Origin of the sequence: Limnothrix redekei LRLZ20PSL1 (genome assembly GCF_043235035.1) — a bacterium.
Lineage (GTDB): Bacteria > Cyanobacteriota > Cyanobacteriia > CACIAM-69d > CACIAM-69d > CACIAM-69d.
The window spans coordinates 23,315-38,637 of the sequence record NZ_JAZAQF010000082.1; the positions used below are offsets into that span (position 1 = coordinate 23,315).

The window sequence follows — 15,323 nt, forward strand, 5'->3', positions numbered from 1 at the left end:
ATATAGTTAGCGCGTTCTGAGTAGCAACCTGTGCAACTTGAGTCTCAGCCTGATACCCAGCGATCGAATGCGGGTCGATCAGGCACGGCCCAGCGATCCCCATCAAGTGCCCCGGCTGCTGATTCGGACTCTGGATCTGCCCCCCCAGCCTCACCCTCGGCACTCCAGGAGCTGAACCAATGGGAGCAGCGATCGCGCCGTTTGTTTTGGCCTTTGTTGGGGGTGGCAGCCACGGCCATCTTGGGAGCCGCCGGTTGGAGTCTGTGGCAATTGCGCAAGCCAGCGGATCCGGCGGTTGATCCCTTGGCCAAGCTGACCGTTCCGGTCACCTCCGCTGATTTGACGGTCAAGATTGATGCAAGCGGCACTATCCGCCCGATCCAAACCGTGAACCTGAGTCCCAAAACCTCTGGACGACTGCTGGAGTTGTATGTGGAACAGGGAGATGCGGTGCAAAAGGGCCAAGTGATTGCCCGGATGGATGATGCGGAGCTACAGGCGCAACTGGCACGGGCCCAGGCCGGCTTGGCGCGGGCCCAGGCAAGGCTGGCGGAGGCCCAAACCGGCAACCGACCGGAAGAAATTGCAGAGGCGGAAGCTCGCGTTAATCGATCGCGCGCGGATGTGGTGAGTGCCCAGGCGCGGCTTGATTTGGCACGGGAACGACTGGAACGCAACCGATCGCTGGCGGAAGCGGGAGTGATTGAGCGTGATCGCCTGGATGGGTTTGAGCAAGAGGCCCGCAGCGCCAAGGCGGATGTCGATCGAGCCAAGGCGGCGTTGGTGGAATCCCAAAAGGGGCGCGATCGAATTCGGAACGGTTCCCGGATTGAGGACATCGCCGCCGCCCGGGCCGATGTGGCCGAAGCCCGCGCCCAAATGACCCTGGTCCAAACGCAATTGAATGACACCGTGGTGCGTGCGCCCTTTGCCGGATTCATCTCCCAAAAGTATGCAGAACCCGGCTCCTTCGTGACCCCCACCACGTCCGCTTCCTCCGGCAGTGGGGCAACTTCCACCTCGATCGCGGCTCTGGCCAGCGGGTTGGAGGTGTTGGCTCGGGTTCCGGAAGTGGACATTGGGCAAATCAGATTGGGGCAAACGGTGGAAATTACGGCCGATGCCTATCCCGATCGGGTCTTTCGGGGGCGGGTGAAGCTGGTGGCTCCGGAGGCGGTTCGGGAGCGCGATGTTACCTCCTTTGAAGTGCGCGTGGCAATTCTGTCAGGGCAGGAGGTGTTGCGATCGGGCATGAATGTGGATTTGGTCTTTGTGGGCGATCGCCTGCCCCAAGCCGTGGTTGTGCCGACGGTGGCTGTGGTGACCGATCGCGGCCGCACGGGCGTTTTAGTCCCCAATGCCACCCAAAAGCCGGAGTTTCGCGCGGTGGTTTTGGGTCCCACCTTGGGCAACCAGGTGCAGGTGCTCCAAGGCATTAAACCGGGCGATCGGGTTTTCACGGATTTGCCCCCAGGGCAGACCCTCGACAGCATCTTGAACAACAAGGCGAAACCTGGCGATGGGCGATCGGCTAATCCCTAGGAGCGCAGTCAGTTTCAAAGGGCGATCGGCTCATGCATATTCCCAAACGCGGTAAACATAAGGTCTTCATCGGCATGGCTCCCGGTGTTGGCAAAACTTACCGCATGTTGGAAGAAGGCCAGCAATTAAAGGCAGAGGGCGTGGATGTGGTGATTGGGTTATTGGAAACCCACGGCCGCAAAGAAACCGCCGACAAAGCGATCGGGTTGGAGGTGGTTCCCCCTGCCCAAATTGCTTATCAAAATCGATTGCTGCCGGAAATGGATGTGGCCGCCATTTGCGATCGCCAGCCCCAGTTGGTGTTAATTGATGAGCTGGCCCATACCAATGTGCCCACGAGCGATCGCCCCAAGCGCTATCAAGATGTGGAGCTGATTTTGGCGGCGGGAATTGATGTGTTTTCCACGCTGAATATTCAGCATTTAGAAAGCCTCAATGATCTCGTGACTCAAATTACCGGTGTGGTGATTCGAGAACGCTTGCCCGATCGAATCCTTGAGGAAGCGAATGAGGTCGTGGTGATTGATGTCACCCTTGAAACCTTAGAAGAACGCCTACAGGACGGGAAGGTTTATGCCCTGGATAAAATTCCCCAAGCGTTGACCAATTTCTTTCAGCGTCGCCACCTGATTGCTCTGCGAGAATTGGCATTGCGGGAAGTGGCCGACAATGTTGAAGAACAGGCGATCGACCAGGATCCCAGCACTCCGTTTTGTAACATTCATGAGCGCGTGTTGGTCTGTGTTTCAACCTACGAAGGATCGATGCGCCTATTACGACGGGCAGCGCGTTTGGCGAGCTATATGAATGCGCCCTTGTATGGCTTATTTGTTTGTCCGCCCGATCGGTTTTTAAGCAAAAGCGAAGCTCTCCAAATTGAGGGCTGTCAGCGACTTTGTGAGGAGTTTGGGGGAGAGTTTTTACAAGTTCAAGCGTCCAACATTCCCCAGGCGATCGCCAAAGTGGCCAGAGATTATCGAATTACACAAATTGTGCTGGGCGAAACTCGTCGCTCGCGATGGCAATTATTCCTGCGCGGTTCTTTAACCTACCGATTGATGAATCTCCTAACGGAGCAGTCAGTGGATTTGCACATCATGAGTCATGACGGCCGCGCCCCACGATCTCAGAATTCTGCTGAGTCTTGATCAATAGACCTCTTGCATCAATCACGATTTTGATCCTAAATCCCTTTCTAAGATTACTGATTGACTGACAAAACGCTCAAATGCTTGGTTCTCCGGTAGGTTGGGTTGAGCTTTGCGAAACCCAACTTGATCACTACGAACCTTGCTGTTGTTGGGTTTCGTGCCTCAACCCAACCTACAAAATGATCGTTGATCGGCCGATCTGGAGGAAAGGGGTTTTCGTGAAAGAGGTCTAATATTTTCCAAGGGGTTTCCGGTTTTCAGCACGGGAATTTTTGGGCAATTTTCCCGGTCACGAATTTCCCACAGGGCCGCTGGGTTGGGGCTAATTTTTGGGAAAACTACGACTCGTTTCCTCAGAAATATCTTCGGTAATTAGAATTTCTTGATCAATGACGCGAAACACCAACCGCTGATTAGCCACACTGTTCAGGGGCTGATCGCGAGCCAGCGCCGACTGAAACAGAGTGCAGGTCACCACCGCTTGGGAGCGATCGGGCGAAATCTCAATCACCAAATCTTCGTAGCGAACGGCGGTCATGCGCATTTGGGGATAGGCTAGCTCCAGCAAATCTCGAATTTGTTGGCGACCGTCAAGCCGAATAATTTGAGATCCTCCGGCGAGGTTCACCGTTGCCCGAATTGCCGCATTGGGTGCATAGAAGCTGACGATCGCCTCAATATCTTGGTTTTTGATGGCGGCCAGCAGCCCTTCCAAGCGCGATCGAATCTGATTTTCGGTCAACTCCACTGGTGGACGCATCCGGGGTGGCGTTCGGGGTGGCGTTCGGGGCGGCACCCGGGGGCGCTCCGGTTGGGTCTTGGCCTGGTGGGGCTGAGTGAGGGTGGCGGCCAGCGACTGCGGGCAAGCCATGGCTCCGGTTCCGATCGCGCCAATTACAGCACTGAAGATCGCCACTCGCAACCGCCGCCATACCTGTGCCATGCTTGGATCCATCATCAAAGTTCCTTCCCCTTGAATCGTTGTTAGCGTCTAGTTTGGGATCTAGTCGTTTGGGATCTAGTCGTTTGGGATCTAGATTTTTGGGTTTAGTTGAATTGAGTTGAGTTGAATTGAGTTGAGTTGAGTTCCACCACCCCTTGCTGCAACGGCCATCGTAGGTTCGATCGCCCATGAGTCGTCCTCCCGAAATCGATCGCGTGATCGAAGCCTTTAAAAACAAGGACTATCGCACCGCCGCCCGGTTGCTGAATCCACTGCTCACCAGCCACCCGCACGATCCTTGGGTGCAACTCTATGCGGCGCGGCTCCATGAGCTGGCGGGGCGACCGGCAGTGGCGGAACCCATTTATCGAGAACTGCTGAGAAACACAACCAACCCCAATCCCAAGATTTTGGCCCAAGCTCGCCAGGGGTTACAGCGCTTGGAAACGGCCGATCGCACCCAACGCCAAGCCGCCATCACCCAAGCCCGAGCCGCCGCCAGCCAAGCCACCCATCAAGGCAAGAACCAGGGCGATCGCCCCCAAAAACCAGCCCACGGCATTTTAATTTTGGAACCGATCGCCTCAAACGATCGCCTGGAAGCAGCAAAACAATTTGCCCGCATTTTTGACTTAGATCCCTATACCGCCCGGATGCAGTTGCCCAGCCGCGATTGGCGACTCTATCGCACCGGCCTCTTGGGAGAACTGCAAGTCTATGCGGAAGCCCTCCAATCGCACCAAATTCCCTGCTTTTGTGTGGATGAAAAAGCGGTACAAGCCGTCAAAACTTTCACCATCAAGCATTTCCAATCCGTTGATCCAGACCCGATCGTGATTTGCGAAAACGATCAACACCAGTTGGGAACCTTGGCTTTCCGGTGGGCAGAGGTGAGCCAGCGCGTGTTAGGAGCCGTGCCCGTGGTGGAATCGGTGATTGATTTGAATGCGCGCGGCCAAATTGTGCGCCGAGATCAAACCCAAGATTGGGTTCCTCTCTTGGATTTGCATTTACCCGATCGGGGCTGCATTTTGCGCCTTTGCGAAAGTGCCTATCAGTTCGATCGGGGCGTGGCCTTTGCGCCCATGGGATTCTCGCCCAACTCCTTTGTGCAGGAATTAGATGACGGTCGCCCCACCCGGCGCACCCAATGGAACGCCCTCGTGACCTTTGTGGCTCAACAAACCCCGATCGCTCGGGTATTTGATCGGTTCACCGGTTTTGCGGAAACAGCCTTGGATTACCGAGAATTGCTCGATCGGCTCAATCCCCAAATCCCTGTTCCTCGTCGCAACGCGCAGCCCATGCGCGAAGATGCCGCCTTCGCCCTTTACAGCCGCGTCAGCTTCTGTCGTCCTAACTCTCCGATTCGCTAGTCGGCTCACCTTGAAAACGATTGCCTCGCTCCGAGAAATCCTCCGGGCGTAAATTGGCGAGAAAGTCCCGAAAAGCGGCTTGCTCAGCCTCGTCCGCGTCCCGATCGACCGGCACCGAAGCATCGGCAATCACCTCCTCCATCACCCAAATGGGGCTATCGGTGCGCAGAGCCAGGGCGATCGCATCGCTTGGGCGCGCATCAATATCCTTCTGCACATCCCCTTGCCGTACACAGAGCACCGCATAGAACGTGCCATCTTGCAGCGAATGGACAATCACCTTCTCCAGGGTCATTTCCCAAGCCTGGAGCAGATTCGCCATCAAATCGTGAGTGAGCGGGCGCGGCGGTGGCCGATCCTCCATGGCACTGATGATCGCCTTGGCTTGATCCGGCCCAATGTAGATCGGGAGGGCACGCCGATCGGCCGTATCTCGAAGCAACACGATCGGCGTGCGGCTCGCCGCATCCAATGCAATTCCCGCAACCTTCATTTCCACCATAGACCCAGCATCCGTAGCATCCGTGAGCGATTGACCGGTATTCGCCTTCAAGCCTGTTCTCAGTATGCCCTGCCAATCGGCGGGATTACGGAAAAAACCCGCAGAAAAACAAACAGGGGCGAGTCAACCTCACCCCTGCTGCTCATTCAAAATGACCACTTTAGCCGCTAACGATCTCGATCGCGCCAGCTAGCTCCCGCCGCGACTTAGTAGCGGCTCAGGTTAGGACGGTGCACAATGAAGCCCACCGATTGGCACTGCTTGATGTTGTCGAAGCCCACAACACGGATGTAGCAGTTGCCATATTCCGAGCGGCAAGCTTGCACTTCGGTCAACACTTCTTGCACCGAACGCGCGTTGAACAGGGGCAACTTCCACATCGTCCAGTAGTACACCTCGGGATCCGAGTTCTCGTTGAACTCAACACCGGGGATGTAGCCCTGGTCGATCATGTACTGGATTTGCTTGGCGATCTGTTGGTCGCTGAGGGGAGGCAGATACGAGAAGGTCTCAAAACGACGCTCTTTGGGCAGAGTCTTCATGCCAGTTGTCTCCAAACGGGGCGAAGAGAAAAAACTTCAACGAATGCAATTCGAATGCGATTCACTCATCCCGTGGCTAATTCCAGAAGTGGAATTAATCATCGATCGAGTGGTCACCCGATCGCCGCTCCGATTCCAGGAGTCGATCGGGTTCCTCAGCCAAAACCAGTTGTGTTAACCGCTCGAGGTGCTGGCGACGGAGATGGCCATTGGACTTTTGAACCCCTTCACGCACCATCTCCGGCAAATAGTCAGTCACATCACTGACCAACTCATCACGCACCGTCATCAGACGAAAGGCCAAATCCGGATCAACAGTCAGCAGTGATTGCAAGTAGGCTTCCCCATCTTGCAAATTGCTCTCCGCCGAAAACCGATGCAGCCAAACCGCCTTGGGGGGATTAGTTTCATGTAGTTGCGCGAGGACAGTCCGCATTGCCTGGTAGGTCAAATAGCTTTGCAGCGTTTTGGCCGTATCCTTGGCAATTTGCTTGAGATCCATACGCAGCCTCCGCGATCGCCCAACGTTCTCACGATGCTAGACGATCGCAGCTTCAGAAACCGCTACCGGCTTACCGATTTCCATCGGTGCGCAGCTTCCCCCTCGATCGGCCAATCAACCGGCTCGCCGCATCATCAGACGGTATCAACCGCCTCGAACTCGAACTTGATTTCCTTCCACAGTTCCAGGGCCACAGCCAAGTCAGGAGACCAGCGAGCAGCCTCACGCAGGATGTCGCCGCCTTCACGCAGCAGGTTGCGGCCTTCGTTACGGGCTTGGACACAAGCTTCCAGAGCCACACGGTTCGCCGTTGCACCCGGAGCGTTACCCCAGGGGTGACCCAGCGTACCACCGCCGAATTGCAGCACTGCGTCATCACCGAAGATGTCAACCAGTGCGGGCATGTGCCACACGTGGATACCACCCGAAGCCACAGCCATCACGCCCGGCATCGAAGCCCAGTCTTGGGTGAAGTAGATCCCACGGCTGCGGTCTTGCTCGATGTAGTTTTCGCGCAGCAAGTCCACGAAGCCCAGGGTCACGGCCTGGTCGCCTTCCAGCTTGCCGACCACCGTACCGGTGTGGATGTGGTCACCACCGGACATCCGCAAGCACTTCGACAGCACACGGAAGTGGATCCCGTGGTTCTTCTGACGGTCGATTACCGCGTGCATGGCGCGGTGGATGTGCAGCAGCACGCCGTTGTTACGGCACCAATGCGACAGGGTGGTGTTGGCGGTGAAGCCAGCCGTCAAGAAGTCATGCATGATAATGGGCATTTCGAGTTCTTTGGCGTACTCGGCCCGCTTCAGCATTTCTTCGCAGGTGGCAGCGGTCACGTTCAGGTAGTGACCCTTGATTTCGCCGGTTTCTGCTTGCGCCTTGTGAATGGCATCAGCCACAAACAGGAAGCGATCGCGCCAGCGTTGGAAGGGCTGCGAGTTGATGTTTTCGTCGTCTTTGGTGAAGTCCAGACCGCCGCGCAGACATTCGTAAACGGCACGACCGTAGTTCTTCGCCGACAGACCCAGTTTGGGTTTGATGGTGCAACCCAGCAGGGGACGACCGTACTTGTTGATCCGATCGCGTTCTACTTGGATCCCGTGCGGGGGGCCTTGGAAGGTCTTCAGGTAAGCGACGGGAATCCGCAAGTCTTCCAGGCGCAGCGCTTTCAGGGCCTTAAAGCCGAAAACGTTACCCACCAGCGAGGTCAGCAGGTTGGTAACGGAGCCTTCTTCGAACAGATCCAGAGGATAGGCGATGTAGGCAATGTATTGGTTGTCTTCACCGGGAACCGGCTCTAGATCGTAGCAACGACCCTTGTAGCGATCGAGGTCGGTCAGCAGGTCAGTCCACACAGTGGTCCAAGTCCCGGTCGAGGACTCAGCGGCCACGGCTGCCCCAGCTTCTTCCGGGGGAACGCCCGGTTGCGGGGTCATGCGGAACGCAGCCAAAATATCAGTATCTTTCGGCGTGTAGTCCGGCGTGTAATAGGTCAGCTTGTAGTCTTTTACGCCAGCGTCGTAGCCAGCTTTTGATTGCGTCTGTGCGTAAGCCATAACGTCCCTTCCTAAGAACTGCTTCGTCGATCGAGGGTCGGCGAAAGTGGTGGGCGATTGAGAGATCAGCAGCGTCTTCGCAGCAGAATCTTGCGAAGCCCCTTAGATCTTGGAGCTTCGCAGACCGAGGAATGCGAGCGCATTATGCAAATTGCATTATTTTCGATGAATCGGCGCTTAGACGAGCGATCAAGCAGCTAGAAATCCGAGAGAAGCAGTTTCTTCAAAGGTGACGGTCGAGACGATACCGCCAACGGGCTGCACTCTCGCGAAGTTGTAGCCGAATTGCCCAAAAAAAATATATCAGGAAAGGTATAGCTAGAACTTTGCAAATACTTTGGGATCTTATGAATTTTCGTAATTAGCGTTACGGTTCGTAGCAAAGGCGATCGTGTGTTGGGATCGAGAAAACGGGGCAAAGGGGCACAGCGCAAGCCAGCAGAGCCAAACTCTGGCTAACACTGAGAAGATCCTGCCCCAGTCTTTGGGGCGATCGATCGGGGCAAATGGCAAGATCTCAAAAGATTACGATCGGCTGAGCAGTTGCTGCCATTGACTGAGGGCCAACTCTGTCCAGAGCCAATTTTGCGCCAAAACGGGGGGCTGAAACTGGCTACCAGCATTGGCTTGCACCTGATCACGGTAGCGAATGGCCTGTTGCAGGGCAGCGGAGTCGTTGTTCTGCTGGGCCCGGGACTGAGCCACCAGCGCGAGGCCGGCTTGGGCGGTGAGAGCCAGGTTATCGCTGAGGATGGCTCCGTCAGCAGTTTGGGTGAGGTTCAAGGATTCGGCAAAGGCTTGCTCGGCCCGATCGAGCGCTTGGGTCTGAAAATGCGCAAACCCTAGGGCCAGGTGATAGCGCGGATCGTTAGGGCTTTGTTGAATGGCCAGCTCCCAAAATCGTTGGGCATCGTTGAAGCTGTAGTCCGGTTGCTGTTGGCGTGCCAGTTGCCAGGTCACCCGCCCGCGCAAAAAGAGGGTTTCGGCGGTGTCTTGGCTGTTGGGGAGGGTTTGCAGCACGTCACGGGCAATGGCGGCGGCGTTGCGGTTGGGGGCCAGCAGGGCTTCGATCGCCTGAACAGCGATGGGAAGTTGCTTTTGGCGCAAGGCTTGCAGGGCGATCGCCTGCACTGTTTCCGTGTCGGTGTTGTTCCAATCGTTGGGCGGATTCAGGGATTGGGCGATCGGGGCGGTGGGTTGGGGGGCTGGCTGCGATCGGGTTCCCGATCGGGAACCCGTCCACCACAGCCCGCCAGCCCCCAACAGCACGGCCAAGGCTCCGGCCACTAACCAAGATTGGGGCACTGTGACGGCCTTGGCAGCCCCCGATCGGGCAGCATTGTCCGCGTCGGCGGATCCCAGGTCAAACCGAGGATGCGATCGATCCGTTAATGGAACCGCAGGGGATGAGGCCGCAGCAGATGAGGATGCAGCAGAGAATAAATGATCCTGCCCCTCTTGGCCCCTTTGACGATTGGGGGCACCCTGGCTCACTGCCGGATGATCGCCCTTTGAGGCATCCGAGGGCGATCGCGCCACCAGTTCCTCCAGATTCACCGCCATGGTTTGGTCAGCCCACTGATCATCCGCTAGCTGCTCATCCGCCAGACCCTTCAGGGGCATTGGGGGCCGCAACCCCGATTCATCGGGCGATCGGGGTGTGGTGGGCAGTGGCTCACCGTTGGGAATTAAGGGCGATCGCCCCGGCAGCGCCAGGGGCACTCCGGCCGCAAATAACAGCCCGTCAAAATCGGGATGCAAATACAAAATGGGCAAGGCCCAATAGAACTGCGCCGAACCATAGGTAGAGACCAACCCCTGACGCATTCGGCTGGTGGCTAAATCTAGGGAATAGTCTGGACGCAGATTGCGATAAAACAACTGCATCAGGGTAATCGCCACATCGTCGGGAATTTGCTCCGACATGGCCAACACCCCCGGCACACCGCGCCTCATCAGAGCCGCCGCCAACGTGTCCGCATCGGTTTCCGGCGCATCCGATCGATAAACCGGCGAGTCGCTGCCCCGACAAGAGTTCAAAAAAGCCAGCCACACGCCGTTATTCACCAACAGCCCCGCCAAGTCGTTGCCCGCCAAGGGTTCCGCCAGTCCCGTGCGCCGATTCACCAAGTGCAAGCTGCCCCCATCGGGGCCCGGGTCACTGTGGCCGGCGTAGTGAAAAACATGGTATTGCCCCTGCTCTAGGGCATGGGTGAGTTGTTCCCGATCGGGCTGATCCAGCACATCGATTTCCATGTGGGCGGTGGTTTGTTGCAGCTCTTGGCGCAACCGCCCCACTTCTTGCTCCACGGCCAAGGCCGCTTGGTCGTCGGGAGCTGCCAGGGCCACCAAAATTCGCAATGAATCTGAGCGGCGCAGGGTCAACCGCCGCGCATCAAAGCTGCCGGAGCGGCCAAACTGCGATCGATAGCGAGAAAAGGTGATGTCCGTGCCCGTGGTCAACAGTCGCCCATCGCCGTAGAGCGCTTCCCAGGGCAGTTGCAGCAATCGATCGCCCCGCAGTCCCAACCGCAAATGCAGCGCCGCATCTTGACTATCGGCCACGCTTTGGGCAGAAATCCATCGATCGCGAATGGAGCCTTGAAATAAAGCGCTGTATAGCTGTTCTCCCAAGGCCACCAGACTGGCCAGGCGCTCATCGGTCGCTGGCTCCGTGCGAAACAGATCCCACAGGGGATCCGCCATCAACCGTTCCGCCTGCACCAACCATTCCCCGATCGGCCAAATGGCTTGCTCCTCCGCCAACATCACTCCCTTAGGTGCTCGCTCCGTGCGAATCAACACCCGATCGTCCCCACCCAGCGGCGTAATCGACAGGTGAAATTCCAAGACGGCTTTGGCGATCACGGAAGTCGGCATAGGACAAGGGCGCTACAGCGGGCGAACAATCAGACAGCCAAAAATCAGACAGCCATAGGGTGGCAAGGGAAGAAAGCAAGCAAGAAGAAAGCGAACAAGCGGAAAGTCAATAAGAACAATCAAAAACCAAACTAGCTAAAACTTTTTTCGTCAGCTTCTCCGGATCAACCGTATGGTTCTGCGAAGGGAAAAGACAGGTAGATGCACCCTGACGATATCTCAGCTCTCCGCCTTCGGGTGGGGAGCTTTTTTTTGCGATCACGCCCCATCAAACGATCGGTTTAGATGATCGGCGGGCAATCAGTAGGTGATCACTGAGCAATCGGTGGCGATCACTGGGTGATCGACCCGAATCGGCAATCGAGCTGAATCGTTGCTGAATCGTTGCTGCCCTGGATGCCAATTCCCTGAATTGCAATTTCCCGAATCGCAATCCTTCAAAATCATCCGCTTCAAAATCATCAGCCTTTGATGGTCTGGGCATCGGTGGGCAATCCATCCCGATCGGGCCCGATCGGGCAATTCCGACGACTCCATCTCCAGATTGTCGGCCCGCCTACCCGACAGACAAGGGGTTTAAACCCCTAGCCCCACCCTTAGCCGCCACCCACGATCGTGACGATCTCCAGCCGATCGCCCCCCTGCAACGTGGTGCGCTCCCAGAACTGCCGATGCAAGATTTCACCGTTATATTCCACAGCCACCAAACGCGGATTTAGTCCCAATTGTGTCAAAAAATCCGGGAGCTGCGTGCCAGGAGCACAGTGGCGGGCTTCGCCATTCACCTGCAAGGCAATGGTTGAACTGGATAGCTCACTCATGAAGGATCCTCCAAAACGGCTCAAAGGGCCTGGATATGTGGAAGGTTTGCTGCAATTGGGGCAACAGTCCCGGCGATCGGGTTGTGCCCCCCGTCCCGCCCAAACGACTCAAGGGCTTGGCGTTAGAAGGCGTGAAGTTGTAAGGGCGTGAAGTTATAAGGGCGCGAAGTTAAGGGGTATGAAGTTGGGACAGTAAATATTGGGTGACTTGTTTGGGCTGCTCTGCGGCCATCAGGGCCCGCACCACGGCCACCCGCCGCGCACCGGCTTCCAAAACAGCCGACAAGTTTTGGGCATCAATGCCCCCGATCGCAAACCAGGGAACCGGCGACTTTTCCGCCGCAAAGGCCACATACTCCAACCCAGCGGCCGCTTTGCCCGCCTTGGTAGGGGTTTCATAGACGGGGCCCACGCCGATGTAATCAGCACCACCCCGTAAGGCCCGCTCCATTTCAGTCGGGTTGGTGGTGGAGCAGCCAATGATGTATTCGGGCCCCAAAATCTGGCGGGCCGCTTCCAAGGGAAAATCCTGCTGACCCAGATGAACCCCATCGGCCCCGACGGCGATCGCCACATCAACCCGATCGTTCACCAAAAACAGCGCCCCGTAGTGATGGCACAAGTCGCAAAGTCGCTGGGCATTGGCCAAGCGCCGCCCATCATCCTCATTTTTGTCGCGGTATTGCACGAGGGACAGCCCCCCCTTGAGGGCCTCTTCCACCACTTCAAAGAGGTATTCATGGGGTGAGGTGACCAAATAAAGCCGGGCAGCCGCCAATTGTTGGTGGCGGTTCCGTCCCTGCAAACGGCTCTCTAGGCTATAGGTTTGGTAGCGCAGTTGCTTGCAAGCTTGGGATAGCTCGGGGGACAGCAGCTTGCCATATTCTTCGATCGAACGGAGGGCTTCCTGCACACGGCACAGGTTAGCCTGCAAAACGGCTTGAATGCTCGATCGGGTCTCTTCGTTGCTGTGGGTCAGGGTTGTGCCGGGATCGGCGGGGGTGTTACGAGCCGATCTCATTTCGTCGCTGTGCCATTGGGCCAATTCGTGACGCATGGCTTTGCACTGCTCGGTCAGTTCGGCGCTTTCTAGGCCAAACCGACACCATTCCTCCACAATCCGCAGGCCCTCCCGGGCCCGATCGAGGTTGGCATCCAAAATTCGCAAAACGGCCGATCGGGTCGATCGGGCTTGAGAAGCCAGTCCCCGTTGTTCCATTGGTTCACTCATGGTTTCGCCCTGCTCAACAAAACTTCCATCCACCGACATTCATCGGCCGTGCTAGCTTGGTTAGACTTTCGGCAGACCCTCTGCCGGGCGATCATCCCAGGATTGCAGTTCTGAAGAGTCTAGGGTATTTTCCTAGCTAAACCACGATCGCTCGATCGGGGATGCCCCTCGCTCCAGCCCAACCCACCACACACCGGACTGACTGCGTAAACCGTGAGCTGTCCTCCCAAAACAACTGTTCCCATCGGATGTTTTGATCGGACAGTCCCCCTTTGCGGCAGCAGTCTACTATCGAAACGCTGTATATCGGTCGTGAACAATGGAACCCGAACTGCAAAAATCTGACTATGCCGACGCTGGCTCCGTAAGTGCCGAAAAAGGCGGTTCGCTAGCCCCGGCCAGTAGCGAAGAAGCAAGCAACGCTGAGTTTCAGCAAATCCTTGACCAAGTTTCTGACTTTTTGGCCAAACTGCCGGAATACATCGGCAAGTTCTATGGCGAATACCGTCAGCCCGTAGTCACCGTCGCTCTGATTGTTTTCGCGCTGATTTCAGTGAAGATCCTGTTGGCCCTGCTGGGTGCAATCAACGAGATCCCGCTGCTGTCGCCCACGTTCGAGCTGATTGGGGCCACCTACACCGGTTGGTTCATTTATCGCTACCTGCTGCGAGCCGAAAACCGTCAGGAACTCTCCAGCAAGATTGCAACCCTGAAGGGTCAGGTGTTGGGTCAAAAGTAGTTTCCTGGCTGGCTATGGAGATTGGGCAATCTCAGGCCGCGCCAGTTCCTATTGTTCGATCGCCCCTCGCCACGGGTGAGGTGTTTGATCGCAAACCGGTGCGGTATCGATCGCAACCCCAATTTTCGACTAAGACCGATGCAAGGGACAGTTCCGTGTGGTGCTGTCCCTTCTGATGTTTGGGAATCTACCTAGCTGGGGGCTAAACGATTCCACTCGATCGCCGCATCCCGCAGGGCTTGATCAACGCTTTTTTCGTCTAGCAACGCGCCTTGGATGTTTTCATACAAAATTTGCTGAAGATCCTTTAGGTTTTTAATTGGGGGCAGCAACACGCGGGCGCTGGTCAGTTGGTCGGCGGCAATTTTGCGGGCTTGGTCGATCGCGCTGGAGTTACCTTGGCGCGTGGCCTGAGCCAGGCTAGCCCGCAAGCTGGCCAGAGCGCCTTGGGTGGAGGGCAACACGTTGGCAGCCTGGGCAAAGCTGAGCTGGTGGCGATCATCCGTTAAAAACAAGGCAAAATCGACGGCCGCTTCGGCCCGGGGCGATTTTTTGGGAATGGTGAGGTTCATCACGGCCACACTGCGCACCCCGGCGGAACCAACCACTTGGGGAGCCGCCGCCGACAGGGCCGCGATCGAGGGGGCATTGGTGGCGATCGCATTCAAAAACTCAGGACTGGAACCAACCAGGGCCGATTCTCCCGCCTGATACAGCTCAATGCCACGACGGTGGCCTTGGGTGAGGGCTTCCGGGGGTAACCAGCCCCGCCGAAACAGGTTAACCCAGTAGTTCACGGCGGCCCGTCCGGCGGCCGACTCAAAGGCGGCCCGCCCCCGATCGTCCACCAGGGTCACCCCCATTTGCACCAAAGCTTCCAGCACCTCAGCCGAATCATTGGGCGCAAAGGTGATGAAAAAGCCATATTTGCCGGTTTTTTCGCGCACCCGTTGGGCCAGCTCCGCCAAGTCCTCGTAGGTGGCGGGCGGCCGATCGATCCCGGCCCGTTCCAGGAGTGATCGGTTATAAATCGTCACCTTGGTGGTCAAATACCAAGGCACACCAAAGGGTTCGCCCCCGATCGCGTTTGCTTGCCAAATATTGGGCAAATAGCGCCTTTGAACGGCAACGGGAACCCGATCGCCCAAGGTCAACCAAGCCCCGCGTGCCGCCAGCCGGGAGGCAAAGCTAGGGTTCAAATTCACCACATCCGGAGCTTGGCGGGCCGCCACCGCCGTCAGAATCTTGCTTTCCATGGCGGCCCAAGGCACATCGAGCCAATTCACCCGCAGGCCCGAGCGAGTTAATTCAAACTCCTCGATCGCCCGCTGAAAATAGTCCGTGAATTTGGGCTGGAGCTGCATCGTCCAAAATTGCAGCGCCGATGATGAACTCGATCGCCCGCAGGCCGCCAACCCGATCGCCGTGCCGCCGGCCAACTGCAAAAACGATCGACGGCTCCACCCTCCGTGCTGCCCTCTCCGCTGCATCTTGGCCATCCCCATGGTGCTCTCCCCGAGTTTACACGGAATTTT

14 protein-coding genes are annotated in these 15,323 nt (G+C 57.0%); 5 read left to right on the top strand and 9 right to left on the bottom strand.

Annotated elements, in window-relative coordinates:
• Positions 1–30 precede the first annotated feature (30 nt).
• Both VPK24_RS14315 and VPK24_RS14320 read left to right on the top strand, forming a co-directional pair.
• Positions 31–1,542, top strand: coding sequence for an HlyD family secretion protein (locus tag VPK24_RS14315; RefSeq protein WP_393014348.1), 1,512 nt, complete (start codon positions 31–33; stop codon positions 1,540–1,542).
• Positions 1,543–1,574: 32 nt separating this feature from the next.
• A complete protein-coding gene (locus VPK24_RS14320) occupies positions 1,575–2,690 on the top strand; it encodes a universal stress protein (protein WP_393014350.1) in 1,116 nt (371 codons plus the stop codon).
• A 325-nt stretch (positions 2,691–3,015) separates the two neighbouring features.
• Here the strand turns inward: VPK24_RS14320 and VPK24_RS14325 are convergent, their stop codons facing one another.
• A complete protein-coding gene (locus tag VPK24_RS14325; protein WP_393014352.1) occupies positions 3,016–3,636 on the bottom strand; it encodes a YybH family protein in 621 nt (206 codons plus the stop codon).
• 188 nt (positions 3,637–3,824) lie between these two features.
• Between VPK24_RS14325 and VPK24_RS14330 the strand changes: the two genes are divergently transcribed.
• Positions 3,825–5,012, top strand: coding sequence for a tetratricopeptide repeat protein (locus VPK24_RS14330; RefSeq protein WP_393014354.1), 1,188 nt, complete (start codon positions 3,825–3,827; stop codon positions 5,010–5,012).
• On the opposite strand, the gene VPK24_RS14335 is transcribed toward VPK24_RS14330, so the two are convergent.
• From VPK24_RS14335 to VPK24_RS14365, 7 genes are all read right to left on the bottom strand, one after another.
• Positions 4,993–5,514 (bottom strand): bifunctional nuclease family protein, encoded by a 522-nt coding sequence (locus tag VPK24_RS14335; RefSeq protein ID WP_099534323.1) that lies wholly within the window; start codon positions 5,512–5,514, stop codon positions 4,993–4,995. The genes VPK24_RS14330 and VPK24_RS14335 overlap by 20 nt on opposite strands.
• 206 nt (positions 5,515–5,720) lie before the next feature.
• Positions 5,721–6,056, bottom strand: a complete 336-nt coding sequence (locus tag VPK24_RS14340) for a ribulose bisphosphate carboxylase small subunit (RefSeq protein ID WP_099534326.1) — start codon at positions 6,054–6,056, stop codon at positions 5,721–5,723.
• Between the two features lie 94 nt (positions 6,057–6,150).
• A complete protein-coding gene (gene rcbX / locus VPK24_RS14345; RefSeq protein WP_099534322.1) occupies positions 6,151–6,558 on the bottom strand; it encodes a RuBisCO chaperone RbcX in 408 nt (135 codons plus the stop codon).
• A gap of 134 nt (positions 6,559–6,692) precedes the next feature.
• The gene (locus VPK24_RS14350) at positions 6,693–8,117 is read right to left on the bottom strand and encodes a form I ribulose bisphosphate carboxylase large subunit (RefSeq protein ID WP_099534321.1); all 1,425 of its coding nucleotides are present in this window, start codon (positions 8,115–8,117) and stop codon (positions 6,693–6,695) included.
• Positions 8,118–8,642: 525 nt separating this feature from the next.
• Positions 8,643–10,997 (bottom strand): CHAT domain-containing protein, encoded by a 2,355-nt coding sequence (locus VPK24_RS14355; protein WP_393014357.1) that lies wholly within the window; start codon positions 10,995–10,997, stop codon positions 8,643–8,645.
• A 596-nt stretch (positions 10,998–11,593) separates the two neighbouring features.
• Positions 11,594–11,818: a sulfur carrier protein ThiS gene (gene thiS, locus VPK24_RS14360; RefSeq protein WP_190354566.1), complete on the bottom strand. Its 225-nt coding sequence runs from the start codon at positions 11,816–11,818 to the stop codon at positions 11,594–11,596.
• A 169-nt stretch (positions 11,819–11,987) separates the two neighbouring features.
• Positions 11,988–13,049 (bottom strand): thiamine phosphate synthase, encoded by a 1,062-nt coding sequence (locus VPK24_RS14365; RefSeq protein WP_393014359.1) that lies wholly within the window; start codon positions 13,047–13,049, stop codon positions 11,988–11,990.
• A gap of 319 nt (positions 13,050–13,368) precedes the next feature.
• Here VPK24_RS14365 and VPK24_RS14370 point away from each other — a divergent pair, with 319 nt between their 5' ends.
• Both VPK24_RS14370 and VPK24_RS14375 read left to right on the top strand, forming a co-directional pair.
• Positions 13,369–13,788 (top strand): CAAD domain-containing protein, encoded by a 420-nt coding sequence (locus VPK24_RS14370; RefSeq protein ID WP_099534318.1) that lies wholly within the window; start codon positions 13,369–13,371, stop codon positions 13,786–13,788.
• A 14-nt stretch (positions 13,789–13,802) separates the two neighbouring features.
• Complete coding sequence (locus tag VPK24_RS14375; protein ID WP_393014361.1) at positions 13,803–13,964, top strand: hypothetical protein; 162 nt, start codon at positions 13,803–13,805, stop codon at positions 13,962–13,964.
• Positions 13,965–13,979: 15 nt separating this feature from the next.
• On the opposite strand, the gene VPK24_RS14380 is transcribed toward VPK24_RS14375, so the two are convergent.
• Complete coding sequence (locus VPK24_RS14380; RefSeq protein WP_393014363.1) at positions 13,980–15,293, bottom strand: ABC transporter substrate-binding protein; 1,314 nt, start codon at positions 15,291–15,293, stop codon at positions 13,980–13,982.
• Positions 15,294–15,323 lie beyond the last annotated feature (30 nt).

Coding starts and splice junctions, on each gene's coding strand:
- VPK24_RS14365 (WP_393014359.1), bottom strand. CDS start 13,049: ATGAGTGAACCAATGGAACAACGGGGACTGGCTTCTCAAGCCCGATCG.
- VPK24_RS14375 (WP_393014361.1), top strand. CDS start 13,803: ATGGAGATTGGGCAATCTCAGGCCGCGCCAGTTCCTATTGTTCGATCG.
- VPK24_RS14370 (WP_099534318.1), top strand. CDS start 13,369: ATGGAACCCGAACTGCAAAAATCTGACTATGCCGACGCTGGCTCCGTA.
- VPK24_RS14350 (WP_099534321.1), bottom strand. CDS start 8,117: ATGGCTTACGCACAGACGCAATCAAAAGCTGGCTACGACGCTGGCGTA.
- VPK24_RS14335 (WP_099534323.1), bottom strand. CDS start 5,514: ATGGTGGAAATGAAGGTTGCGGGAATTGCATTGGATGCGGCGAGCCGC.
- rcbX (WP_099534322.1), bottom strand. CDS start 6,558: ATGGATCTCAAGCAAATTGCCAAGGATACGGCCAAAACGCTGCAAAGC.
- VPK24_RS14380 (WP_393014363.1), bottom strand. CDS start 15,293: ATGGGGATGGCCAAGATGCAGCGGAGAGGGCAGCACGGAGGGTGGAGC.
- thiS (WP_190354566.1), bottom strand. CDS start 11,818: ATGAGTGAGCTATCCAGTTCAACCATTGCCTTGCAGGTGAATGGCGAA.
- VPK24_RS14320 (WP_393014350.1), top strand. CDS start 1,575: ATGCATATTCCCAAACGCGGTAAACATAAGGTCTTCATCGGCATGGCT.
- VPK24_RS14340 (WP_099534326.1), bottom strand. CDS start 6,056: ATGAAGACTCTGCCCAAAGAGCGTCGTTTTGAGACCTTCTCGTATCTG.
- VPK24_RS14325 (WP_393014352.1), bottom strand. CDS start 3,636: ATGGCACAGGTATGGCGGCGGTTGCGAGTGGCGATCTTCAGTGCTGTA.
- VPK24_RS14355 (WP_393014357.1), bottom strand. CDS start 10,997: ATGCCGACTTCCGTGATCGCCAAAGCCGTCTTGGAATTTCACCTGTCG.
- VPK24_RS14330 (WP_393014354.1), top strand. CDS start 3,825: ATGAGTCGTCCTCCCGAAATCGATCGCGTGATCGAAGCCTTTAAAAAC.